Annotated in this window: 21 protein-coding genes and 2 tRNA genes; 7 read left to right on the top strand and 16 right to left on the bottom strand. The window is 65.3% G+C overall.

Annotated features, from left to right (window positions below):
* Positions 1-99 precede the first annotated feature (99 nt).
* The 3 genes from Aco03nite_RS44970 to Aco03nite_RS44960 all read left to right on the top strand — a co-directional run bounded on the left by Aco03nite_RS44970 (position 100) and on the right by Aco03nite_RS44960 (position 1,852).
* Positions 100-172, top strand: a tRNA-Asn gene (locus Aco03nite_RS44970).
* A 125-nt stretch (positions 173-297) separates the two neighbouring features.
* Positions 298-1,563 carry an FAD-dependent oxidoreductase gene (locus Aco03nite_RS44965; protein WP_203807866.1) on the top strand — a complete coding sequence of 422 codons (1,266 nt, stop codon included), beginning with the start codon at positions 298-300 and terminating at the stop codon, positions 1,561-1,563.
* A gap of 215 nt (positions 1,564-1,778) precedes the next feature.
* Positions 1,779-1,852, top strand: a tRNA-Ile gene (locus Aco03nite_RS44960).
* On the opposite strand, the gene Aco03nite_RS54910 is transcribed toward Aco03nite_RS44960, so the two are convergent.
* The 12 genes from Aco03nite_RS54910 to Aco03nite_RS53715 form a co-directional block, all read right to left on the bottom strand.
* Positions 1,812-2,990, bottom strand: a complete 1,179-nt coding sequence (locus tag Aco03nite_RS54910; RefSeq protein ID WP_203807952.1) for a tyrosine-type recombinase/integrase — start codon at positions 2,988-2,990, stop codon at positions 1,812-1,814. The genes Aco03nite_RS44960 and Aco03nite_RS54910 overlap by 41 nt on opposite strands.
* 2 nt (positions 2,991-2,992) lie before the next feature.
* A complete protein-coding gene (locus Aco03nite_RS44950) occupies positions 2,993-3,193 on the bottom strand; it encodes a helix-turn-helix transcriptional regulator (RefSeq protein ID WP_373872690.1) in 201 nt (66 codons plus the stop codon).
* Positions 3,190-4,932, bottom strand: coding sequence for a replication initiator (locus Aco03nite_RS44945; RefSeq protein ID WP_203807864.1), 1,743 nt, complete (start codon positions 4,930-4,932; stop codon positions 3,190-3,192). The genes Aco03nite_RS44950 and Aco03nite_RS44945 overlap by 4 nt, the downstream gene beginning before the upstream one ends.
* Positions 4,929-5,408: a DUF2637 domain-containing protein gene (locus Aco03nite_RS44940; protein ID WP_307837680.1), complete on the bottom strand. Its 480-nt coding sequence runs from the start codon at positions 5,406-5,408 to the stop codon at positions 4,929-4,931. Before Aco03nite_RS44940 ends, Aco03nite_RS44945 begins: the two co-directional genes overlap by 4 nt.
* Positions 5,409-5,440: 32 nt before the next feature.
* The gene (locus tag Aco03nite_RS44935; protein ID WP_203807948.1) at positions 5,441-6,838 is read right to left on the bottom strand and encodes an FtsK/SpoIIIE domain-containing protein; all 1,398 of its coding nucleotides are present in this window, start codon (positions 6,836-6,838) and stop codon (positions 5,441-5,443) included.
* A gap of 2 nt (positions 6,839-6,840) precedes the next feature.
* A complete protein-coding gene (locus Aco03nite_RS44930; protein ID WP_203807859.1) occupies positions 6,841-7,152 on the bottom strand; it encodes a hypothetical protein in 312 nt (103 codons plus the stop codon).
* Between the two features lie 92 nt (positions 7,153-7,244).
* Complete coding sequence (locus Aco03nite_RS44925; protein WP_239145959.1) at positions 7,245-7,679, bottom strand: hypothetical protein; 435 nt, start codon at positions 7,677-7,679, stop codon at positions 7,245-7,247.
* Positions 7,680-7,800: 121 nt separating this feature from the next.
* Positions 7,801-9,012 (bottom strand): MFS transporter, encoded by a 1,212-nt coding sequence (locus Aco03nite_RS44920; RefSeq protein WP_203807857.1) that lies wholly within the window; start codon positions 9,010-9,012, stop codon positions 7,801-7,803.
* Positions 9,013-9,016: 4 nt separating this feature from the next.
* The gene (locus tag Aco03nite_RS44915; RefSeq protein WP_203807854.1) at positions 9,017-9,235 is read right to left on the bottom strand and encodes a DUF397 domain-containing protein; all 219 of its coding nucleotides are present in this window, start codon (positions 9,233-9,235) and stop codon (positions 9,017-9,019) included.
* A 2-nt stretch (positions 9,236-9,237) separates the two neighbouring features.
* On the bottom strand, positions 9,238-10,113 hold the full coding sequence (locus tag Aco03nite_RS44910) for a helix-turn-helix domain-containing protein (RefSeq protein WP_203807852.1): 876 nt from the start codon (positions 10,111-10,113) through the stop codon (positions 9,238-9,240).
* 156 nt (positions 10,114-10,269) lie between these two features.
* A complete protein-coding gene (locus tag Aco03nite_RS44905) occupies positions 10,270-10,476 on the bottom strand; it encodes a hypothetical protein (RefSeq protein WP_203807850.1) in 207 nt (68 codons plus the stop codon).
* 70 nt (positions 10,477-10,546) lie between these two features.
* Positions 10,547-11,086 carry a helix-turn-helix transcriptional regulator gene (locus Aco03nite_RS53715; protein WP_239145958.1) on the bottom strand — a complete coding sequence of 180 codons (540 nt, stop codon included), beginning with the start codon at positions 11,084-11,086 and terminating at the stop codon, positions 10,547-10,549.
* A gap of 265 nt (positions 11,087-11,351) precedes the next feature.
* Here Aco03nite_RS53715 and Aco03nite_RS44895 point away from each other — a divergent pair, with 265 nt between their 5' ends.
* Together Aco03nite_RS44895 and Aco03nite_RS44890 are read left to right on the top strand one after the other, a co-directional pair.
* The gene (locus Aco03nite_RS44895) at positions 11,352-12,212 is read left to right on the top strand and encodes a helix-turn-helix domain-containing protein (protein ID WP_203807848.1); all 861 of its coding nucleotides are present in this window, start codon (positions 11,352-11,354) and stop codon (positions 12,210-12,212) included.
* Positions 12,209-12,430 carry a DUF397 domain-containing protein gene (locus Aco03nite_RS44890; RefSeq protein WP_203807846.1) on the top strand — a complete coding sequence of 74 codons (222 nt, stop codon included), beginning with the start codon at positions 12,209-12,211 and terminating at the stop codon, positions 12,428-12,430. The genes Aco03nite_RS44895 and Aco03nite_RS44890 overlap by 4 nt, the downstream gene beginning before the upstream one ends.
* 1,649 nt (positions 12,431-14,079) lie before the next feature.
* Here Aco03nite_RS44890 and Aco03nite_RS44885 read toward each other — a convergent pair.
* Positions 14,080-14,559 (bottom strand): hypothetical protein, encoded by a 480-nt coding sequence (locus tag Aco03nite_RS44885; RefSeq protein WP_203807845.1) that lies wholly within the window; start codon positions 14,557-14,559, stop codon positions 14,080-14,082.
* Between the two features lie 299 nt (positions 14,560-14,858).
* On the opposite strand from Aco03nite_RS44885, the gene Aco03nite_RS44880 reads away from it, so the two are divergent.
* On the top strand, positions 14,859-15,350 hold the full coding sequence (locus tag Aco03nite_RS44880; protein ID WP_203807843.1) for a hypothetical protein: 492 nt from the start codon (positions 14,859-14,861) through the stop codon (positions 15,348-15,350).
* 683 nt (positions 15,351-16,033) lie between these two features.
* Here the strand turns inward: Aco03nite_RS44880 and Aco03nite_RS44875 are convergent.
* From Aco03nite_RS44875 to Aco03nite_RS44865, 3 genes are all read right to left on the bottom strand, one after another.
* Positions 16,034-16,660, bottom strand: coding sequence for a hypothetical protein (locus Aco03nite_RS44875; RefSeq protein WP_203807841.1), 627 nt, complete (start codon positions 16,658-16,660; stop codon positions 16,034-16,036).
* Between the two features lie 332 nt (positions 16,661-16,992).
* Positions 16,993-17,328: a type II toxin-antitoxin system HicB family antitoxin gene (locus Aco03nite_RS44870; RefSeq protein WP_203807839.1), complete on the bottom strand. Its 336-nt coding sequence runs from the start codon at positions 17,326-17,328 to the stop codon at positions 16,993-16,995.
* Positions 17,325-17,570 carry a toxin HicA gene (locus tag Aco03nite_RS44865; protein WP_239145957.1) on the bottom strand — a complete coding sequence of 82 codons (246 nt, stop codon included), beginning with the start codon at positions 17,568-17,570 and terminating at the stop codon, positions 17,325-17,327. Before Aco03nite_RS44865 ends, Aco03nite_RS44870 begins: the two co-directional genes overlap by 4 nt.
* A gap of 1,553 nt (positions 17,571-19,123) precedes the next feature.
* On the opposite strand from Aco03nite_RS44865, the gene Aco03nite_RS44860 reads away from it, so the two are divergent.
* On the top strand, positions 19,124-20,392 hold the full coding sequence (locus tag Aco03nite_RS44860; RefSeq protein WP_203807837.1) for an ATP-binding protein: 1,269 nt from the start codon (positions 19,124-19,126) through the stop codon (positions 20,390-20,392).
* The last annotated feature ends 124 nt before the right edge of the window (positions 20,393-20,516 follow it).

Raw genomic sequence — 20,516 nt, 5'->3', positions numbered from 1 at the left:
GGGTATCCGGTTGGCGTGCGGTCCGGGCGGTCATGTAGTGTTCTCCTCGTCGCCAGGGAGACCGAAGCGACAAGCAGTGAGAAGCAGACACTGTGACTATCCCCGATAGCTCAATTGGCAGAGCAGCCGGCTGTTAACCGGCAGGTTATTGGTTCGAGTCCAATTCGGGGAGCAGACCTTTCGGCCCCAGGCTTTCAGAGCCTGGGGTTTTCTGTTTCCCGGCTCCCTTTCGGCACCTTCAGCGGGTTGGTCTGGTTTACGCTGAGTTCCGCTTGAGTAGCAGCCTGTGAGGTGGAAATGTCGCAGCCCGTTGAGGTGGACGTCGTCATCGTCGGCGGCGGGCTCGCCGGGCTGGCCGCCGCCCGTCGGCTGGACCGGGCCGGGGTCGAGTGGATCCTCGTCGAGGCGTCCGACCGGGTCGGCGGCCGCGTCGCCACCGACGTGATCGAGGGCTGGCACCTGGACCGCGGCTTCCAGGTGATCAACACCGCCTACCCCCGGCTCTCCGCTCTGGTCGACGTGGACGCGCTCGACATGCGCTACTTCACCTCCGGCGTCCTGGTGCGCCGCGGCGGCGAACTGCACCGCCTGGAGAACCCGATCCGCGAACCACTCGGCACCCCGCAGACCCTGCTCTCCGGTGTCGGCACTCTCTCCGACCGGCTCAAGTTCGCGGCGCTCGCCACCCGCTGCGCCGCCCTGCCGGCGAAACGGCTGCTCGAGATGCCGGAGACCAGCACCCAGGAGATGCTGCGCAACGCCGGGCTGTCCCACCGGATCATCGAAGAGGTGCTGCGGCCGTTCTTCTCCGGCGTGTTCGCCGACCGGTCACTGGACACGTCCAGTCACGTCGCCGCGATGGTGTTGCGCTCGTTCGCCCGCGGCCGCCTCGGGGTGCCCGCCGCCGGCATGGCCGCCCTGCCCGCGGCGGTCGCCGGCCCCCTGCCGTTCCCGCAGCTGCTGGTCGGGGCCCGTACCCTCTCGGTGGATCCCGGGGTCGTCGTCACCGAGGGCGGCGAACTCCACTGCCGCGCGGTGATCGTCGCCACCGACCCGGTCAGCGCCGCCGAGTTGCTCGGCGGCCGGATCCCCAGACCGGACACGCACAGCCTGACCACCTACTACTTCGGCGCCGACCACGCCCCCATCGACGAGCCCATCCTGCTGCTGGACGGCGACCGCCGGGAGATCATCGCCAACACGGTGGTGATGAGCAACGCGGCACCCGAGTACGCCCCCAGCGGGAAAAGCCTCATCGCGGCCACCATCGTCGGCACGTCCGCACCGTCCAGCGCCTCCGACGCGGTCATCCGGGTGGAGATGTCGCGGATCTACGGCACATCGGCCGAGGACTGGGAGTTGCTGGAGGTCATCAGCATCCCGCACGCGCTGCCGTCGGCCCACCCGCCGCAGGCCCGGCTGCGCCGCCCGGTCGACCTGGGCGACGGCCTGTTCGTAGCCGGCGACCACCGCGACAGCCCCTCCATCCAGGGCGCGATGGCCGGCGGATGGCGCACCGCCGGGGCGGTACTGGCCGCTCTGGGCTCGAGAGTCGGGGTTTAACGGGCGGTTTAGGCCGTTTCAATGAGCGATGTCTACCTGGAGAACTACGCTGAGTCCACCGCCTGGGACGATTCCTGTGACGAGGAGCCGCCCCGGGTAGAGGATCTTCAAGTCAGGGATCCCCGGCCGCAGATCGTTCTTCTGTCAAAATCCCTGGTGTAGCGATAGATCGCTAGGCTTGGGAGCGGGGCACGGGATAGTATCGCCGCCGGTACGGGGCGGTAGCTCAGTGGGTTAGAGCAGGGGACTCATAATCCCTCGGTCGCGGGTTCGAGTCCCGCCCGCCCCACTCGTCTGACCTGCTTTTTTGCGGGCGGCCGGACCGCGTCGAAGGCCGGTCCGGCGGGCGCGGTCCGCAAACAGTCCGCACTACGAGCGGTGACCGCCTGGTCGAGACGGTCCGCGACCTGGTCCAAGTCGTCCTCGAACAGGTCCGCGTACACGTCCAGGGTCATCGCCGCCGACGCGTGTCCGAGCATCCGCTGTACGGCCTTGACATTGGCACCCTCCGCTACCGCCAGGCTCGCGGCGGTGTGGCGTAGCTCGTGCGGGGTGAGGCCCTTGAGCCCGACGGTTTCCGCGGCCCGGTCGAAGGCGCGCCGGCGGAAGTTGTTGTTGCGCAGCACGCCGCCCTCCGGAGAGGTGAACACCAGGTCGTCGCGGCTCCGGCCGATGATCTGGTCCGTCAGCGGGTCGACGAGGAAGCGTGGGAACGGGACCGAACGGCGCTGGTGCGTTTTCGGCGTACCGAAGACGGCCTTGCCGTTGACCTCCGTCATCGACTCGGCGACCAGCAGGCGGCGCCGGGTCAGGTCGACTCGCTTGACCTTGAGGGCGGCGAGTTCACCCCAGCGGAGTCCTGTGTAGGCGAGGACTCGCACGATCAGGCTGTGCGGTTCGGCGGCGTCTGCGAGATCGGCGACCTGGGCGTGCGTCAGGAACGACTTCTCGGCCTTGCCGACTCGGGGCAGGCGGACGCCGATGGCCACGTTGCGGGGAAGTCGGCCGTCCCGGACCGCTTCGGCCAGCAGGAGCGAGAAGACGCGATGCGCTTGCCGAACGGTTGAGGCAGCGAGACCGGCGTCGGAGAGTCGGCGGACCCACTCGCCTACGTCCGTGTGGGCGACTGCCGAGAGCGCTACGCGTTCCCACACCGGAAGGACCTGATTGCGGAGTACGGCTTCGTAGCGGAACCGGGTCGACGGCTTTAGCTGGACCTGGTTGGCGATCCAGCGGGCCGCCCAGTCTCCGACCGTCACCTTGGCCAGGGCCGGGTCGATCCACTCGCCGCGGGCGATGCTGGTCTTCACCGAGTTGAGCCAGCGGTCGGCGTCGGCCTTGCGGTCGAAGTGGCGGGAGTGCTCGTGGCCGCCGGGGTCGCGGTAGCGGGCGCGGTATTTGCCGTTGGGGCGCTTGGCGATGCTCATGGTCAGGCCGCCTCGTCCAGCCAGGTCTGCACGTCCGCCGGGTCGTAGCGGAGGTGCCGGCCGACCTTGCGTGCGCGCGGTCCCTGTCCGCGGTGGCGCCACTGGTAGAGGGTTCCGACCGGGATACCGAGGTAGCCGGAGACATCGTCGACCGACCACAGCCGAGGGGCGATGGGCAGTTGCCGAACGGTTCCGCGCCTCACTGGTGGGCCTCCTCTCGGGTGTTCGGGGCGTGGTCGTCTACCGCGCGTCTCGCGGCGTTGAGCTGTGTTCGACGTTGGATGCGTTGAGAGATCGACCGCAAGAGCCGGTGTTCGAGGGCAGGCAGGTCGGGATCGTCGTGCCGAGCCATCTCCCAGGCGACCGCCGGCTTTTCCTCCGCCTCTTCGGTGGTAGTGCCGAGCAGTGCCTTGACCCAGGCGTGAGCGTCCGCGCGGTGGTCGGCGAGGGTTTTGCCGGACCAGTCGCGGGAGACGAGCACGCGGCGTCCGCCGATGCCGAGGGTGGTTTTCTGGTGGACGCGTCCCTTGCAGTGGCCGGGGCGGAGCCGTCCGTGGGCCTTCTTGGGTTGGACGCCGTAGAGCAGCCAGTTCGAGCAGCGCTCGGAGCAGGGGGTGACGCGGAGTTCGTGCCAGAGGCGGTCGAGGTGCTGGCGCTGCGGATCGCTCGTGGTCGCGTGGCAGTCTGCCGCGGACTTGGTCACGTACTTGGTGATGTAACCGATCGTCCGCTCCGCGTCGCGCGTGCTCGGGTCGACGCCCTTGGCCTTGACCTGAGTACCGAAGCGGACCAGGTGGGCGGGTTCGGCGTCCGGGTCGTCGTCGAGGTCGTCCAGCGCCTCATCCCACGTCGCCAGCGGTCGTCCGGTGTCCGGGTCCGCCCACGTCTCTGCCGTCGTGTTCCAGGTCGGTGGTCGGTCGATCGGGTAGCGGAGCCGGTCGGCGGCCGGCCACCACACCTGGTGGTAGGTGGCCTTGGCGACGAGTTCCAGCATCGACCGCGGGATGGTGCCCCGGATCGCGAAGTGCGCGTGTGGTGCGAGACGTCGTTGCGGTTCGACGCAGCCCGCGTATTGGACGTTCCAGCCGACCGCCCGCCGTAGGTTCTGCCAGTACCGGTCGAGCAGCCGGGGAAAGTGCACGGCGTCCCAGGCGGCCCGGCGGTAGTCGTACCGGGCCGGGTCGACCGGCGTGCCGAGCAGCGCGTCATCGGTGGCGTGCCAGCGACGGCAGGCACAGGGCCGCCCTGAGTGGATCGAGTGGACCGGCCCGTAGCTGTCCAGGGTGAGGGTGAGCCACATCGACGGCCGGTGCTCGACCCCATCGCTGCCGACGTAGGTTCGGCCGACCGTGCGCGCCTCTACCTTCTGTCGGGGCAGGTCGGGGACGTCTTGCCGCCGTTTCGTCGACCGGACCCGCCGAGGGCCGCTGTCGTCTTCCGGATCGGTGCGGGACCGGCCGGGTGCGATGCTGCCCCGCAGTCCTTCGGCGGCGATCTCCTGCTCGACAGCGCCGATCGCCGTGTCGATGCGTTCCAGCTCTGCCGTCCGCTGGTCGGGTTCCATGGCGACGAGTTGGAGCGCGGCCCGCTCGAACTCCAAGTGCGCCCGTGCGGTGATCAGGTCTCGCTGGCGCGGCGTGGCCGGCTCCGGGCCGGGTACCGGTTCGTCGGTGCGGTGCCAGCCTTCCCGGATCTGGACCTGCCGCAGCCGTCGCGCCCGCTTGGCACACGGAGGGCATTTGGCTTCCAGGGTGGCGCCGCAGGGCAGGCCGACAAGTTCGGTCTTGCCGGTGGCCAGGTCGGTCCGGCGCAGCGCGATCGGGCGGATACAAACGCCGTGATCGATGGCCAGGTCTTTGAGCGCGTCGACGGCCCGAGGATTCCCCAACCGGGCAGCGCGGGAGCCAGGTCGAGGGGCGACAGTTTGGGTCGGTGTCGTCATCGGGTCACCTGCCCGATGACCGGAACGCCGTTGGGCCGGGCCATCGGCCGGGCAGGTACGACCGGCACCACCGGAGCAGCGACCTGCACAGCCGGAGCAGCCGGGGTGGCTGCTGGCTTCGGAGCCGCAGCAGGGCTGGTGAAGACCAACTTGACCAGCGCCATGAACGCCAGCGCAGGCACCGCCGACAGCAGCCACCCGGACGGACTCGGCTGAGCGACGGCGAGCTGTGCCGACAGCGACAGGGTGCCCGCGGCGACGAGCAGGAACAGCGGGTAGCCGATCGCCGCACCGACCCGACGCCGCCGTTTGATGGTGAGCAGCGCGGCTACCGGCACCAGCTCCGAGATGACGGCATTGACCCAGCCGAAGGCGTCCGGGGTGCCGGCCGGGGCGTGGCGCATGGTCCAGTCGTGGACATGGGAGAACGAGGCCCACCCGGCAGCCAGGGCAACGGTCGTCAGGATGGCGGTCAACGTCAGACCTTCGATGCGGCCAGCGGTGAGCTTCATTCGGCACCGCCGTACAGGTCGGCCATGTCGCGCACGGTCTCGTCGTCGCAGTAGGTCAGCCGGACCCGCATCGGTGTCGTGTCGCCTTCCAAGGTCACGTAGCCGATGCCGGGTTGTGTCTGCGGGATGCGGTCACAGAGCGCGCCCCGGTCGCGCATCCCGTCGCCCAAGACCATGTCGACCTCTGCCGGCTCCGACAGCCGCAACCCGATCCGGGTCGGGAACAGCCCACGGGCGGGCAGCACCTCCTTGCGCGGGTCCTGGATCGCCGCGACCACGTGCACGCCGACGGCGCGGCCCTGGGTCAGGACGATGCCGAGCGCGGCCTTGATCCGATCTTTGAGTTGGCGTTCGGTCAGGTAGGCGGTCAGGTTCGCCAGTTCGTCGATGACCAGGACGATCAGCGGCTCATCCACGGTCGGGGTGTGCTGGCGAGTCTTGCCAGCCAGCCGAGCAGCGCGTTCCTGAGCGGTAGCCGCCGCCTGCTCGATCATGGCCGCCATCTCGGCGAAGTCCCGCGAGGCGAACCGGGCGAACAACGGCCGGCCGATCCCGAGCTCCATCCCGCCCTTGGGATCGAGGCCCCACAGTTCGACCAGTCCGACCGTGACCCCGTTGGCGAGGGACCGGACGATGGACCAGATCACCGAACCCTTCCCCGACCCGGTAGCACCGACGATCAGAACCTGGGTGCCGAACAGGCGCAGCCGGTAGAGGTCGCCGTCTTCCTGGACGCCGATGGGCAGGGCGGTGAAGTCCGGCCGGTACGGCACGGGCAGCGGCGGCACGGTGTCGTGGAGGCTATCGCCGCGCATGAGGACCAGGACCACGGTGGCGTACGTCGGGCCGGGTATGGCCTTGACCTGCCGCACGCCGAAGGTGTGCGCCAGCCGCTCGGACGCCTTGGCGAAGTCGTCCGGGATCTGCCCGGTCACCATCCGGACCAGAACTTCATCGCAGTCCGCACGACACCGGACCCGGCGGATCTCCGGAACGATCGTGCGTTTGTCGTACGAGATCGACAGCCCAGCGGTGACCATCGCCGCCATCCATCGCCGTCGGTACACCAAGCGTCGGATCTTGGCGAAGATCGGCCACCAGCCGAACCGCAACCAGGATGGCCGGTGCCCGAACGCCCAGCCGGTCGCAGCGACGGTAACGCCGCCGACGAGTCCAGCGAGAGCCTGCCAGCCGTGGGCGAGGTGGAGCCAGGTCATGCCGGTGACCGGCAGCGTGACGTACCAGTGGCGAATGTAGCCGTTGACTAGCCAAGCCAGTGCCTTGACGGTCTCCCAGAGGACGACCAGCCAGATCGGAAGTTTGACCACAGGTGTGCGGACGTTGAGGGGAGCGACGGGGATGGTCTCGCCCCGAATGATGTTGATCAGCGGCATGGTCACCGCACCTCCGTCTCGCGGCGATACGGGTTGCGGGTGCTGAGCAGGTGCCGAATCTTTGCGAGCTTCTCGGCGTCGGTGACGTCCGAGAGGTCATCGGCCCATCCCTCGATGGCACCGACGAGCCGGGCGAGCTGGTTGGCGAGGTCCCAGCCGACTTCAGCCGCAGGCCGAGGGGCGATCCCGGCGCAGAGGTCGCACCTGTCGGCACCATCCGTCATCAGTCGGTGGCGATCGCAGCCGGTGCAGTTACGCCATACGAGGTCGATCGGTGTCGTGACGCGGGCAGCGTCGACTACCTTGGGCTCCACAGCCCTCTCCTTCACAGGTGGTGGTTGGAGCGGCCGGGGCGGGGAGAACTTCTTGGCGGTTGTTGGCCCCGCTCCCGGACGCGAGAAGTGAACTAAGCGGCCTTCGGCCTGCTGGTCTGCTCAGGGGTGGTCATGGCGCTCGCTTTGACCGACCACGCCAGCCGCGAGCGGCACTTGGTGGCGGCGCTCTTGCAGCGCTGCGAGTCCACGTACGGCGTGAGCATCACGTCGTTGAACGCCACCATCGGCGGGTAACCCGGCACCGCCGAGGTGGGCGGGACCGGCTGCTGAGCAGCGACGACCTTGACCTTTAGTTCCTTCGACCCGCCGAACTTGCCCGCCTCCGGGTCGAGGTCGAGGACCCGTACGACCCAGACGCGTTCGCCGGTCTCCTTGTCGCGGAGCTGGTCGTCACCCTGTCCGCGCTTGTCGAAGTCGGTCGCGGCCTCGACACCGAGGAACAGGGCTCCAGACGGGAAGACGTAGTCGAACGGGACGGGCACCTTGAGCGCGTTGGGCACAGCCACTGCGGATCTCCTCCAGTTCGTCGCCGAGGGCGACAACTCAGCTCTATCTATGCGTGCATAGATACTATGCACGTGTGCATAGTCAACTGTCCACTAAAGAGGAGAGAAGATTTTCGATCTATCAGTGCTGGCGCTTGTAAGGCCAGGTCAGCAAGCTAGCGATCAGTAGAACGATCGGTGCTGCTACGAGCGGGGCGGTCAAGCCCCAAGTGCTGGCGATGAGTCCGCCGGCCAGTGCGCCGAGTCCGGCGAGGCCGAGTCCGAAGAGGCGGAATGCGGAGACGACCCGGCCGAGCAGGTGGTCCGGGGTGAGGGCTTGACGCGCGGAGCCGACCGCGACGCTCGACAGCGAGGAGCCCGCGCCGAGCAGGGCGAGGAAGAGTCCGGCGGCCCACGGGTTGCCCGTGAAGGCGATGCCGGCCCAAGCGGCGGCCTGAGTCGTGTGCACCAGTGCCATGGTCTGCCGGTAGGACATCCGGCGGGTGAGAGGTCCGGCCTGCCAACCGGCGACGACACCGCCGAGGGCACTCATCGCGAGTAGCACCCCGTATGCGGCGTTGGGCACATCCAGGACGTCGGTGGCGTACAGGACGAAGGGCGCCATGGCGATGTTGAAGGCCCCGTTGTAGGCGCCCATGCTGAACGCCAGCACGCGCAGCTCGCGGGTGTGGAGCAGGTGCCGCAGGCCGGCCTTGACGGCCGAAAGAATCGGCTCGTGATCGCCGTCGGGCCTCGGGGTGTCCGGCAGCCGTCGGACCAGTAAGGCCGAGGCGAGGAAGGAGACGGCGTCCGCCGCGAAGGGCAGAGCGCGGTTGATGCCGAAGGCGGACGAGCCCAGGGGAGGGCCGAGAAGGGAGCGACCGACGGTGTCGAGCGCCCAGTAACGGCCGTTGACCTTGGCGAGAGCGTCCTTGTCGCGTCCGACGATGGTCGGGATCACTGCTTGAGCCGCGGAGTCGAAGAAGCATTGCGCTATACCGACTAGCAGTACTACGACCACCAGCACCGGCAGGGAAGCCCAACCGATCACCAGCAGTGCGACGAGCGCGGCCAGGACGACGGCCCGGAACAGGTCCGCCAGGACCATGACTCGTTTGCGGGACCAGCGGTCAACGAGTGCGCCGGCGGGCAGACCGAACAGCAGCCACGGGATGTAAACGGCGGCCGTCACGAGCGAGACCTGGACCGGATCGCGGGTCAGTGCGGCGGCGAGCAGGGGCGCGGCGGAGATGAAGGCGCCATCGCCGGTGACGGATATACCCGTGGCGGCCAAGAGCGGAATAGTGCGCCGGTCGATCTTCGCGCGTTCGCCCGCGTCCTTGGCCGCCGTCATGCGTTCAGTCCGCGAGGGTGTCGAGGTTGAACTCGCCGCCGCGCGCGCCGCTCAGGAAGGCGGTCCATTCGCGTTCGTTGAACATCAGGATCGGGCCGGTCCCGTTGTCCTTGGTGTCGCGGACCCCGATAGTGCCACCCACGTACGCGATCTCGACGCAGCCACCATCGCCGCTGCCGGTGCTCTTGCGCCACTTCGCCGTACTGAAGTCAGGCTTGTCCACGGTCAGATTCCTCCCAGGTCGGGACCGGTCAGATATCGCTCGATGTCATGTTCAAGCGACTGAAGGTATCGAACCGCATGACTTTGGGGGAGTGCAACGCTTTGTAGCTTTTGGAACAGCGATGAGTAACGATCGGTGTCCTCGCGAGCCGAGAAGTAGACGTCTCCGGTAGGCGTCTCCACCCAGGCCACGGCCGGACTCGTGGGCTCCTTGAACTCGTACAGAGTGAAGCCCACCGTCGTGAAAACCGGCGACACCTTCCCGAACGGGATGATCCGGAAGTCGAGCGACTTCAACGAAGCCACCCGCTCCGCGAGTGACCGGATCTGCGCGCGGATCAGGTCGACGTCGGCGACGCCCAGGAGCAAGGCCCGCGCGTCCAGGACGACCTCATACTTCGGGGCGTTCGGTGCGGTCAGCATCTCCTGACGCTTCATCCGGGCCGCCGCGATGCTGTCCGGGTCGGTAGCGCCCGCGGCTGAGATGACGGCACGGGCGTAGTCGTAGGTCTGGAGCAGGCCAGGCAGGACCACCGGCTGATGGTGCCGGATGCGCTTGGCAGTCGACTCCAGTTGAGAGATGGAGCCCTGCCGTCGCGGGAAGCCGCCCGCGCGGACGATCCAGGCGCCCTCACCGGTGTCTTCAGCCGTCGCCCCCAGCAGCTCGGCGCGGACATCGTCCGGCACGCCGTACAGCGCCAAAAGGCCGGCGACGTCCTTAACTGTGAAGGCGGTCCGACCGGTCTCCATCCTGGACACTTTCGACTGAGCCCAACCGAAGGCGTTCGCCACGAACTCGCCGGAGAGCTGCGCTTGCAGCCGAAGTCGCCGCAGCTCAGCCCCGACACGGAGTCGCTGCGCGGATGCGTCCGTCGGCACCGGCGGCCACCTTTCATGCATGCATAAATTTCCGATCACCATACGCTGACGCGGACTCTGTAGTCACGTGGAGATGGACAACCGCCTCCTGCGCTGGCACGACAAACGCCGGCCCCGATTGCGGAGCCGGCGTTTGTCGGAGGTGCGGTCCTGCGTCTATGGGTTCAAAGGAACGACGCCTGCTTCTCGTACGTACCTTTCCGCCCCGGCGGGGGAGGTCTGGACACCCTTGCTGAGAAGGAAGTCGCGCAGCGAGGCGGCCAGTTCGATGACCGTGCTGCCGTCGATGCAGGCATAGTCGTAATTGGACATCAGATCGGCCAGCCGCTCGGCCATGAAGATGTCACCGGCACTCAACTCCATGCGGCACCACATCCTTCGGTCGGGACGACGCGTCAGGTTCGGCACCGCCGCCCGCGTTGACAGGTAAGCGTCAGATATCGCTGGACTGCTGAAGCGTCGAGGAGCGGTACCGGTCGATCCACTCCTGGACTTCCGACTTGAACCACACTTTGCCGCAGTCGAGAGAAGCCGCTGGACTGGGAAAGTTGTGGCGGCAGGTCAGTTGGTACACGCGTTGCCTACCTACTCCCAGCATCTTCTTGATTTCGGAGGTGCCGACCAGTTCCAGCGGCTTCGCCCCCTGGGACAGGGCATGCTGGACTACGACGCCGATCCGGAGAGTAGTGATGTGGCCGGAGCCGTTGTCCGGGCCGCCGGGGACGAGTTCGCATTCAGCCGATGCGCCGGTGACGTGTAGCTGGATGTCCGGCCCGAAGATGACGGTCATGCGCGACGGCGGCGCTTCCGGCGCCCAGCCGATCCGGCCGGCCGATCCGTGCGAGTCGACTTCGCTCGCGGTATCACGGCGAACTGAAGCGTCCGGGCATTCCAGGACGTGCTCTGTATTTGCTGCCAGCGGGCCTGTGCGGCGGCGATCTCCCGATCGACGCAGGGCCAGAGCAGCCCGCACGTGCAGAACCGTGAGTTGAAGTACCGCCAGAACTTACGCCGTCTGTGCATCGCAGACTCCCAGTCGGTTCGGTAACTGGACGGGGCACCGGCACAGGTCAGGGAGCGGCCAGGTGGACCCCTTGGCTATGCAGCCGTGCATAACCGTACGCTGCGCAAGTGCGCCACGCAATTGCATGAACCGCGCACATGATCCATGCACCCGCGTCAGAAGATCACCGAGAGGAGGCTGAGAGACTGTGCGTCGACGGGAGGTGCGAGACCCCATGGCAGTACAGGGCGGCTCAGTAGCAAGGCGAAAACTAGGCATTGAGCTGCGCAAGCTGCGCCTAGCGAACGGCCTGACCGGCGAGCAAGTGGCCTCACGCTTCGACTGGTCCCCATCGAAGGTCAGCCGCATCGAACGGGGCCAGTCACCTACCACGCCCCGCGACTGCCGCGACCTCCTGACCTTCTACGGCCTCACCGAACAGTCCCAGGTCGACGCCCTCGTCCAACTCGCCTCCGTGTCACGCAGCCAAGACTGGTGGCACCGCTACGACGACGTAGTCCACAAGCAGTTCGCACACATCCTCGGGCTGGAAGCGGCTGCGAGCGCGGTACTCACATTCGAGCCGGTTGTGGTGCCAGGTCTACTGCAAACCGCGCGGTACGCCGAAGGCCTGGTCCTTGCCAACGGCCCCAGCGACAACGAAGACCACGTCCGACGACGAGTCGAAGCGCGGATGCTGAGGCAACAAGTTCTCACTGGTCCCGAGGCGCCCCGCGTCCACGCGGTGATCGACGAAGCGGTCCTACGCCGCCGAGTCGGCGGAGCCGATGTCATGCACGAGCAACTCATGCACATTGCCGAGGCCTCCGGCCGGCCGAACACCACCGTGCAAGTGCTCCCCTTCGGGTCCGGCGCCTACATGCCCGTCCAAGGCGGCTTCATCACTTTGCGCTTCGCCGACGCCGAGGACGGCGACATCGTAAGCGTCGAACTGCTCGCTCGAACGCTTTATGTCGATGACCCTCGTGAAGTCGCGACGTATCGAGACGCATGGGAGTCGGTCCTGTCGACAGCCGCCAGCCCCGCAGACTCCCTTGACCTAATTGCGGCGGCTACAGAGGAGATGAAGCCATGAGCATTGAATCCGCTAGCTTTGATCGCCGCTTAGCGACCTGGAAGAAGAGCAGCCGCTCAGGTGGCTCCGGTGGGAATTGTGTCGAGGTTGCTAGTACCCCCGATGGTGGCTTTGCTATCCGGGATAGTAAGGATCCTGACGGGCCGGTCCTGTTTTTCGCTCTGGCTGAGTGGACTGCCTTCGTCAGCGGCGTCAAAGACGGCGAATTCCGCAAGTAAGCCGCACATGTGACAGCTAAACCCGTCCAGGCCTAGCGAGGTAGCGTCGCGGACTTGTTCAAACTTTCTATACGTTCTCAAGGCGTCCCGAAACGGGCCGCTCACGCCGCCGCCTGGGCGCGTGCCCGTGCCGCCGCTGTCGCTTGGCCCGGACATGCTGGCAGCCCGTCGGCTGGCGTGCAGAAGCGGAGTCGGGTCGCAGCGACGACAGGGTTAGCGGATTGGGGTGACGTCGGAGTTGGCCGGCTGCCGATCGGCACGGCCAGAGCGACGCGGCCGAGCTGCCTCGCCAGGCCGTAGCGCGAGGCGCTACCGTCGGTGCCGGGGCGGCGGCGCGCAGTGTGTCCGGGCCGCTCCTCCATGGTCAAGGGCGCTTCGCGTCGCAAGCGACGGCCGCAAGCGACGGCCCTTGAGCCTCGGAGCCTCTGCGGCCCTAGCGGTCAGGTGTCGAGGGCAGGCCAGGTGGCCTGCCCTCGAAGTGGGCGCACACCGCCGCCCCGGCGCCGACTCATCGCGACGTGCGGGGCGTCAAGTCGCCATTGACGCCGGGATAAGTAGATACGTCCATGATTGGCAACACCTTACAGCTACCCTCCGTGGAAGGAGGTTAGATGCTATGAAGATCAAGGTTGAGACTACGAACGGTAAGATCGCTGAGTTTGAAAGCCCACGGGTGACTTCAAAGGTTGAGGAGAACGGACTGTTGTACATCGCTCTCCAAGATGGTGAGGGCAACGTCAACAGGCGTTTGAGGTTTGCACCTGGAGCGTGGGTGATGACTGGGGATGCACCCTAAGCAGGATCAATTTATTTGGAATCCTGCCCAATTATAGGTTTCCATCAACCTCAGTTTCGGATTTCTCAAGGTCTTGAATCGCGTCACTCAGCGCGTCAAATAGTTCACTAATTGCTAGTTGAAGGTTGCGAACGTATTGGTCTGTTCGATGTAACCATCGACGACCGTTGACGCTGACCGGTACAACGTCGTTTTGGTAGTGGTGCAAGGCTCGTCGCTCTGCTACTTGAAAGCTATTCCACCTATCGAGTACTGCCGGTGGGGCGAGAAGCCTCATCCGTGCGTGTAGTTGATCAAGGTGTAGAAGCTCGTATCCGCCGGTTGGTGCGGGCTCGTCCTCGGTCGTTAGCCAGCCCTCAAGTGAGGAGTCGCGTCGCTGGGCATACTCGGCGACGTCGCTGTACAAGGTGGCACGCCGTTCTCGAAGGCGGTCGGTGCGTTCTCGCCTATATCTTGCCAGGTCAGTTTGCTGTTGACGTTTCCACGATTGATCTTCGCGTTCCCTTGTGCGCTTGGCTGCTAGTGCTGTGCCGCCTAGAGCGCCCACTATGCCAAAGGCTCCAGATAGTAGTGGTGTCACCACGGCGAGCCATGTCGGTGTCTGGGTCACGCCTCATGGTGCGGCAGGAGGCTCTCCGCGTCCAGAGTGGATTGATCCCTGTGCTTATGGAGGCAGGCTATGAAGCGAGAGTGCAAGCCTCGGGGCGCCTGGGTGACTATCTGGGTGACAATCGCCAGTGACCATGTCGTACGACGGTGGACGATGGTTGGCAGTTCAAGAGGCATCTAGCCCAGCTCAGCCAAGATCGAAAAGTACCTGGGGGTCAAGGGGGTCAGTGGGCCTTCAGGCTACTCATGTCAGCGTCAAGCCAAATATTGCGCCTGAGAGTGAGAGACAGGCGGATATCGAATAGGCGAAAGCGAGAAGCGTGGTAAAGCTCACGCCCCGCACTGACCTTAGTTTTTCAATAACGCGGACTGAGTCAAGCTCCAGTGCATCCGCGAGTCGCCCCTGAAGTTCCATTAGTGCCAATGTTGCCACATCTATATGCCTCTTGAATTGCAAATCTTGCACCAGGTTGAACAAGGAGCCAACGCAGCCGATGGTTCCAATAAGGACCAGGATGACGGGGTTTTTGTTGGTCGCAAGCACTCCGGCATAGGAGGTCGTAAGCAATGACATAAAGATGATCTGGAAGTTGACCGCCTGGATCCGATGAGTATGGCGGCCTTCCCAGTAGCCGTACACATGAGGCACGGCGATTGCTAGCGCATCTTTCGATGAAATCTCTTCTATTGAAGTGGCTGGCGAAGGCTGTCGACGCAATCGCATGCCTCAGTATGGCCGACTTGTTCAAGTGTTGTGCTACATGCGTGCCCGAGATGCCGGTTATCGACGGAGGTGGGTGGGACCAGTGGTACGTGGATCTTTGCCGATGCTGTTCATCGCGATGTAGCTCAGCGACCTTGGGTGAGGACCGTCCTGGCACTGTGGGTGTCCAACTCCATGACAACAGGAACGCCTCGCCGCAGACACCCACGTCGGCTGTTTTAGCAGCTCGCCGCTCCAGCGGCAGGTCGAACGTCCATGAAGGTTTCCTTGGCTCGGAAACGGTCGACTACGGTGGATCGATGACTCAGGTTCCGTGGTGGGGCGTACCGCTCGTAACCGGTCTCTTTGCGTTAGGCGGGGTGCTGGTTGCACAGGTAGTAATCGTGAGGCTCGACCGACTTCGGATCCAGCGGGAAGATTCGCGGCGTTGGCTCAGTGAACGACGAAGGATCTACGCGAGTCTTCTTGCCGCAGCCGAAGCGATCTACGCACGTTTGAAGCAGGGCTGGCATGAGGACGGCGGCATCAGCGAGTACAGAGACGACCTGACTTCGCTTCACGTGCTATGCCAGGAGGTGCGGCTCATGTCAGCCGGGGATGTGAACGCGGCGGCGTGGCGAGTTTCCGAGAAACTGGGCGAGGTGGTCTGGTCAGTGGAGGCTAGGCGGGAGAGGCCGCTGGAGAAGTGGAAGACCGAGTACAAGGATGCGGTAGGCCAGTTTGTGGCCATCGCGCGGGCCGACCTCACTGATAGCCCGGACGGCAAGCTCGGTGCACTCGGCCGGCGGTAGGGGCCAGAGCAATCCCCGGCCTGAGTGCTGGGCTCGGTCTGGACGAGGGTTGCTGTACAGCAGAGAAGTACAGCAACCAATCCGACCGCATTGACCCAAGCAAGATCGCTGTAAGCCGTCTGACCTGGTATCCCGCTTGATCTAACCTGATCGCCTTGACTCGATCGGTCACGGGGTCCGAGCCGTGTTGCCATGCCAGATCCGTGCCAGACGGGCCGGTCATCGGCGGGGCGTGGCGGGGAGCTACGGTGATTCGATCCGCGCCGCCGCTGGTCAACGGGTTGCAGCTCATCGATCTTGGATGAGTACCGTCCTGGCAGTGTGGGGGTCTTCCTGGCGGTTGCCGAACGATTGCTTCGCACTGCCGAATTGCTCTGTTCTGGATCAAGGCGCCGCGCAAGCGCAGCGCGGCCGGACGCGCTCGGCCTGCTGGCGGCCTCCGGCCGGCATCGGCCAGCGCGCCGGCTCAGTCCTGCTGCGGAGATGGCTCAGATGGTGCCTCCGGCGGGAGCCTCGGGCTTCGAGGATGGATGCCATCCCGTCCACCGTCGACCCAGGCGAAGCCGAGCAGACTTGGTTCAGGGCGCCAAGGTCGTTCGTCCGGTTGGGCGCTCCACCTTGGCGCCCTGAACCAAGCCCGCTCCACGTGGTGTGGGTCGACGGCGGACGGGATGGTGCGGTAACTATCTGTCGGTGTCGGTGTCGGTGTCGGTGTCGGTGTCGGTGTCGGGTGTTGGTGGCCGTAGATCTTCACCGTCGAGCAACCGCACTGGCTCTGCTCGACCGCTGCGTCGCCAGCGCCGCCCAGAGTTGTCAACAAAGAAGACGTCTATGGGCATCCAGTCGGGAAGTGACGGACAACCCGGACCCACATGCCTCAAGTACCAGTCATCAGGCATGTCATAGACCCCACCGATTTCGGAGTCTCCGGGACCCACGCACTCGATCAATACCGGGGCGTACTCGCGATCTGGGATCGGAACCTTCACGTCCCAGATCGGCGCATCGCTGTGGTTGAACACCCGTACGAAGACCTCGCCAGCTGAAGGCTCGGCCCATCTGCGATCCTCCGGCGGCTCAGTCAGAGTCGCGTAGACGAGTCGCGCCTGACGACGCTCATTGTCCAGCCGCTCGGCTTCACGATCTTTATCACCCTGTATGCGCTGGCGGCGCTCGTTACGCAAGATCAGCAGGGTTCCGCCAAATGCCGCTGCCGTGAAGACTCCGCCCATGGCGGATCCCAGCGCGTCGAGTTCGTCCCATCCAAATCCCACGGTGTCGAGCTCCTTTGTCCTGGGGTGGACGGTCACGGGCTTGTGGTGGCAAGCCGGTAAACGGTACATCCGTCGGCACATCTCTGGTGATGGACGAGGCCGGACAGAGATCAAGAGCGGATTGAAGACGGGGCGGATACTCCAGTGGCTCTCGCAGCTATACATCGGTGAAGTACAGCAACGCCAGCAGCCGGACCCGACCGGGCCGATCTTTGTCAGGCCGTTGACCTCGTACGACGCTTGATCCACCCGTACCGTAGGTAATCCATAGGTTCAGGGTTAGCGCATCCGAGACCAGTTGCTGCCGAACAGCTTCACAGCTCGCCGCCTGATCGAGTGATCGCCGTAGGTAGTCTGCCGTGGAACTGTCAGGCGCTGGCTAGGCGTGAGGAGGCCAGCGCATTTAGAGAGACGCCCTGCTCGGCTGCCCGGATCGCCAGACGGCGGTGGACCTCTTCGGGCACGCGGACCTGGAACTTGCCGGAGTAGTGCCGGTCGGCGATGGCCACAGGGGGAGTCTCGCCGGAGGCCTCCATGTCGGCGACGATCTCTTCGGCGACGCGCTGGATGCCGATGAAGGCTTCCATCCGGTCGGCGGCGAGCCAGGAGACGGAAGGCAGTTCGGCGACGGTGCCGACGTACTCGCCGTCTTCCGCTGACCAATGGACGCGGTAGGTGTAGTGGTCTGCCATGCTCACGATCATTCCTCCAGCTTCTCGATCGCGGTCAGTACTTGCTTGACCTGGTAGGGCTTCGCCTTGCCGCCCTTGTCCTGGATGTTGACCCTGGGGTCGCCAGGCCACGGCGTCTTGAACACGTGGTGCGATGTGCCCGGCGATCGTGGTTCTCCGAAGTACTGCTGACAGACGAACAGCAGGTCCGCGAACCGGATGTTGTTCGGGCTCTGGCGCATCTCCGCCAGGATCTTCGCCAGTCTGTCCGCCACATCACCCATGATACTCCGGCAGTATCACCGGTGATACTACGATCCTGAGGTAGGTGGCGGCACATGGATGGCATGGATGATCCTCTGGCCGGGGTTTGGGGTGAGGTTGGCAGTGCTGTCGTGCCGCTTCGCGGTTTGCGGTGGTGGCCCGGTTGCCGAACGCCGGACGTGCGTTGTTAGCTGGCGGGCGGCGTTCGAGGAGCGCTCCCCAAGATCGAGTAGTCCGCATTCAGTCCGCACGAAGCCCGAAGAGGCAGTGGAACGCTGTCAGGTGATGGCAGGCCTTTTCGCAGCTCAGTGGATATTTATGCAGCTTGATCAACCGCCAGTGTTGATCTCATAATCCCTCGGTCGCGGGTTCGAGTCCCGCCCGCCCCACCTTTGTCTTCCTGGGGGCGACCCCCAGACCCCACGTCACGGTGGGCGCGGCAGGCGGTCCGGTTGCGGTCCGCCCGCCGCGATGCTGCTGATTGCCGTCGTACGGCTGAGCAAGGTGTCCTTTCCCGTAGTGGGCGCGCTGGATCGTTTGCCACCGTGTTGAGGGTGGGTGCCACTGATTTCCTCCCGCATATGTCGGCTCGGTGACCGGTAAGCGACGAATCTCGACCGATTAGGACAAAAGCCTGAAAGGCCGGGCGTGGAGGGGTGCCTTTGGGCGGCGCGACGTCTCCGAGGCGCTCAGCGCGAGCGGCGCTCGATGTGCCATAGGTGCCACCAGAATGTCCGTGGCGTACGAGCGAAGGATGCCATAGTTGATGCCCTTTGGATGCCCGTGCCGGATGCCAGAACACCGATATCGCGGGTGCGGAACAGGTGCCTGACACCGACCTTGGCTGCCGAAAAGATCGCCCCCGTGATCGACGTCGAGATTTTCGGGCAGGTCGGAGACTGCTTCAAGCGGCGATTCGCTACCTGGCCGGCTGCTCGACGGTGGGCGGGGTGGGATCGCCCGGCGAGGATGAGGGGGCCATCGGCGGTTGTCCCGAGCGGATGGCCTTGATCGCTTCCACGCGCTGGGATTTCTCCACGGACACCATCACGGAGATGAATATGACTGCGTCTGCTGCTGGCCGGGCACAGAAGCCCAACAATATGGCGGCTGCTGGCGTGTGCGCAGTCAGGAACTCTAGATCTAACACTCTCTCCCTCTCGACGATGCTGGTCGAGAGGCGCACAGGGCTCCACTCGACCGGCAATGCTTGGCCGTCATGTAGGTCCTGCGCCGACGTGGAGAGGATGCAAAGAGACGAAGAGGTCGGAGCATCGAGACTGCGAGACGCTCCAATGCGGAGCGATTGAAGGTTAGCTCATCTGCACAACGCTTTCCGTCACTCCGCGGGGTGACGACTATGGGACTTGTAGCGGAGGCTTCTACTGTCGGGCGATGAGTGTCGGCGGCCGTCATGAAGATCATCAACGCTGTGCTGCGTTGGCTGAGGCTGGCAAGCGATGGAGGGGTGGGTGTGCGAATGGAAGAGTGGAGGCCGTGCATTTGGAAGACTAGAACGTATGCGATTGGAAGATTAAGCGGTTCGAACTGGTAAGATCTGGTGGTGATCGAGTATCGGCGGCGTGTCCTGGACGGCCCACTGGACGAGCTTCAGCCGCATCTACGTGCTCTGTCGATCCATGGACCCAAAGGGGTCGGGAAGACAGCGACTGCTATGCAACGGGCCGCGTCTGTGGTCGATCTGAGCCTGCCTGCTCAGCGGGAGATCCTTACCGCTGATCCTTCAGTTCTGTCTCGCCTGCCGGGTCCGGTGCTCGTGGACGAATGGCAGCGACTGCCCGAGGTCTGGGACCAGGTCCGGCGTGCGGTTGATGCGGGCTCTCCACCGGGGCATTTCATCATCGCCGGCAGTTCGGCTCCTCGTGGTGCGGTGATCCATTCGGGTGCCGGGCGGATCGTCCCGATGCGGATGCGCCCGCTCAGTGTGGCGGAACGAGATGTCGAGACCCCTACCGTGAGCCTGTCTGCGCTGCTGGCCGGCAACAAGGACATCGAGGGCCGGACTGCACTGCGGCTGGCCGCCTACGTCGAGGAGATCATCGCGTCGGGATTCCCCGCGATTCGGGGACTGCCGCCCCGCGTCCGGCGGGTCGAGCTGGACGCGTATCTGGACAACGTGGTGGAGCGGGAGTTCCCCGAGCAGGGGTACCTGGTCCGTCGTCCGGCTGTGTTGCGCGCCTGGCTTGCCGCCTATGCTGCCGCGACCTCGACGACGGCGACCTACTCGAAGATTCTCGACGCGGCTACCGCTGGGCTGGCGAACAAGCCAGCCAAGGAGACCACCCTCGCCTACCGCGACGCCCTGTCATCGTTGTGGCTACTCGATGACCTGCCGGCATGGATTCCTGGCCACAACCATCTGGATCGCCTCGGTCAGTCATCCCGGCATTACCTTGCCGACCCGGCGCTGGCCGCTCGGCTGTTGGGGCTCGATGCCGTCGCGTTGCTACGCGCCGAGCAAGGCAGTATCAACCTGTCCGAGGGCACGGTCCTCGGTGCTCTTTTCGAGCACCTCGTGGCGCTCAGCGTTCACACGTATGCCGAAACGGCCGAGGCACGGGTGAGTCATCTGCGGACCCGCAACAATGTCCACGAAGTGGATCTGATTGTTCAGCATGCTGATGGCAGGGTGCTGGCCATCGAGGTCAAGCTGGCGGACCGGGTCGAGGACGCCGATACCAGGCACCTGCATTGGCTGCGCGAGCGGATCGGCGGAGATCTCATCGACGCCGTCGTCGTCTATGCCGGTGGGCACGCCTATCGCAGGCGTGACGGTGTTGCTGTCGTTCCGTTGGCGCTTCTCGGACCCTGACGGCCAGGACACCTGCCGATCGTTGTGGATCGGAGGGCCTGGCCGTTCTGGTGTGGGTGGTTATGCCTCGAAGCGGGCTCGGCGGCGGCGGCCGATCACGAAGCCGGCTGCGCCCAGGGCTAGG

Source organism: Actinoplanes couchii, assembly GCF_016862075.1.
In the GTDB taxonomy this organism is placed as follows: Bacteria; Actinomycetota; Actinomycetes; order Mycobacteriales; family Micromonosporaceae; genus Actinoplanes; species Actinoplanes couchii.
Note: the sequence above shows the minus strand (reverse complement) of the source record. Positions and strands in the feature narration are given on the sequence as shown.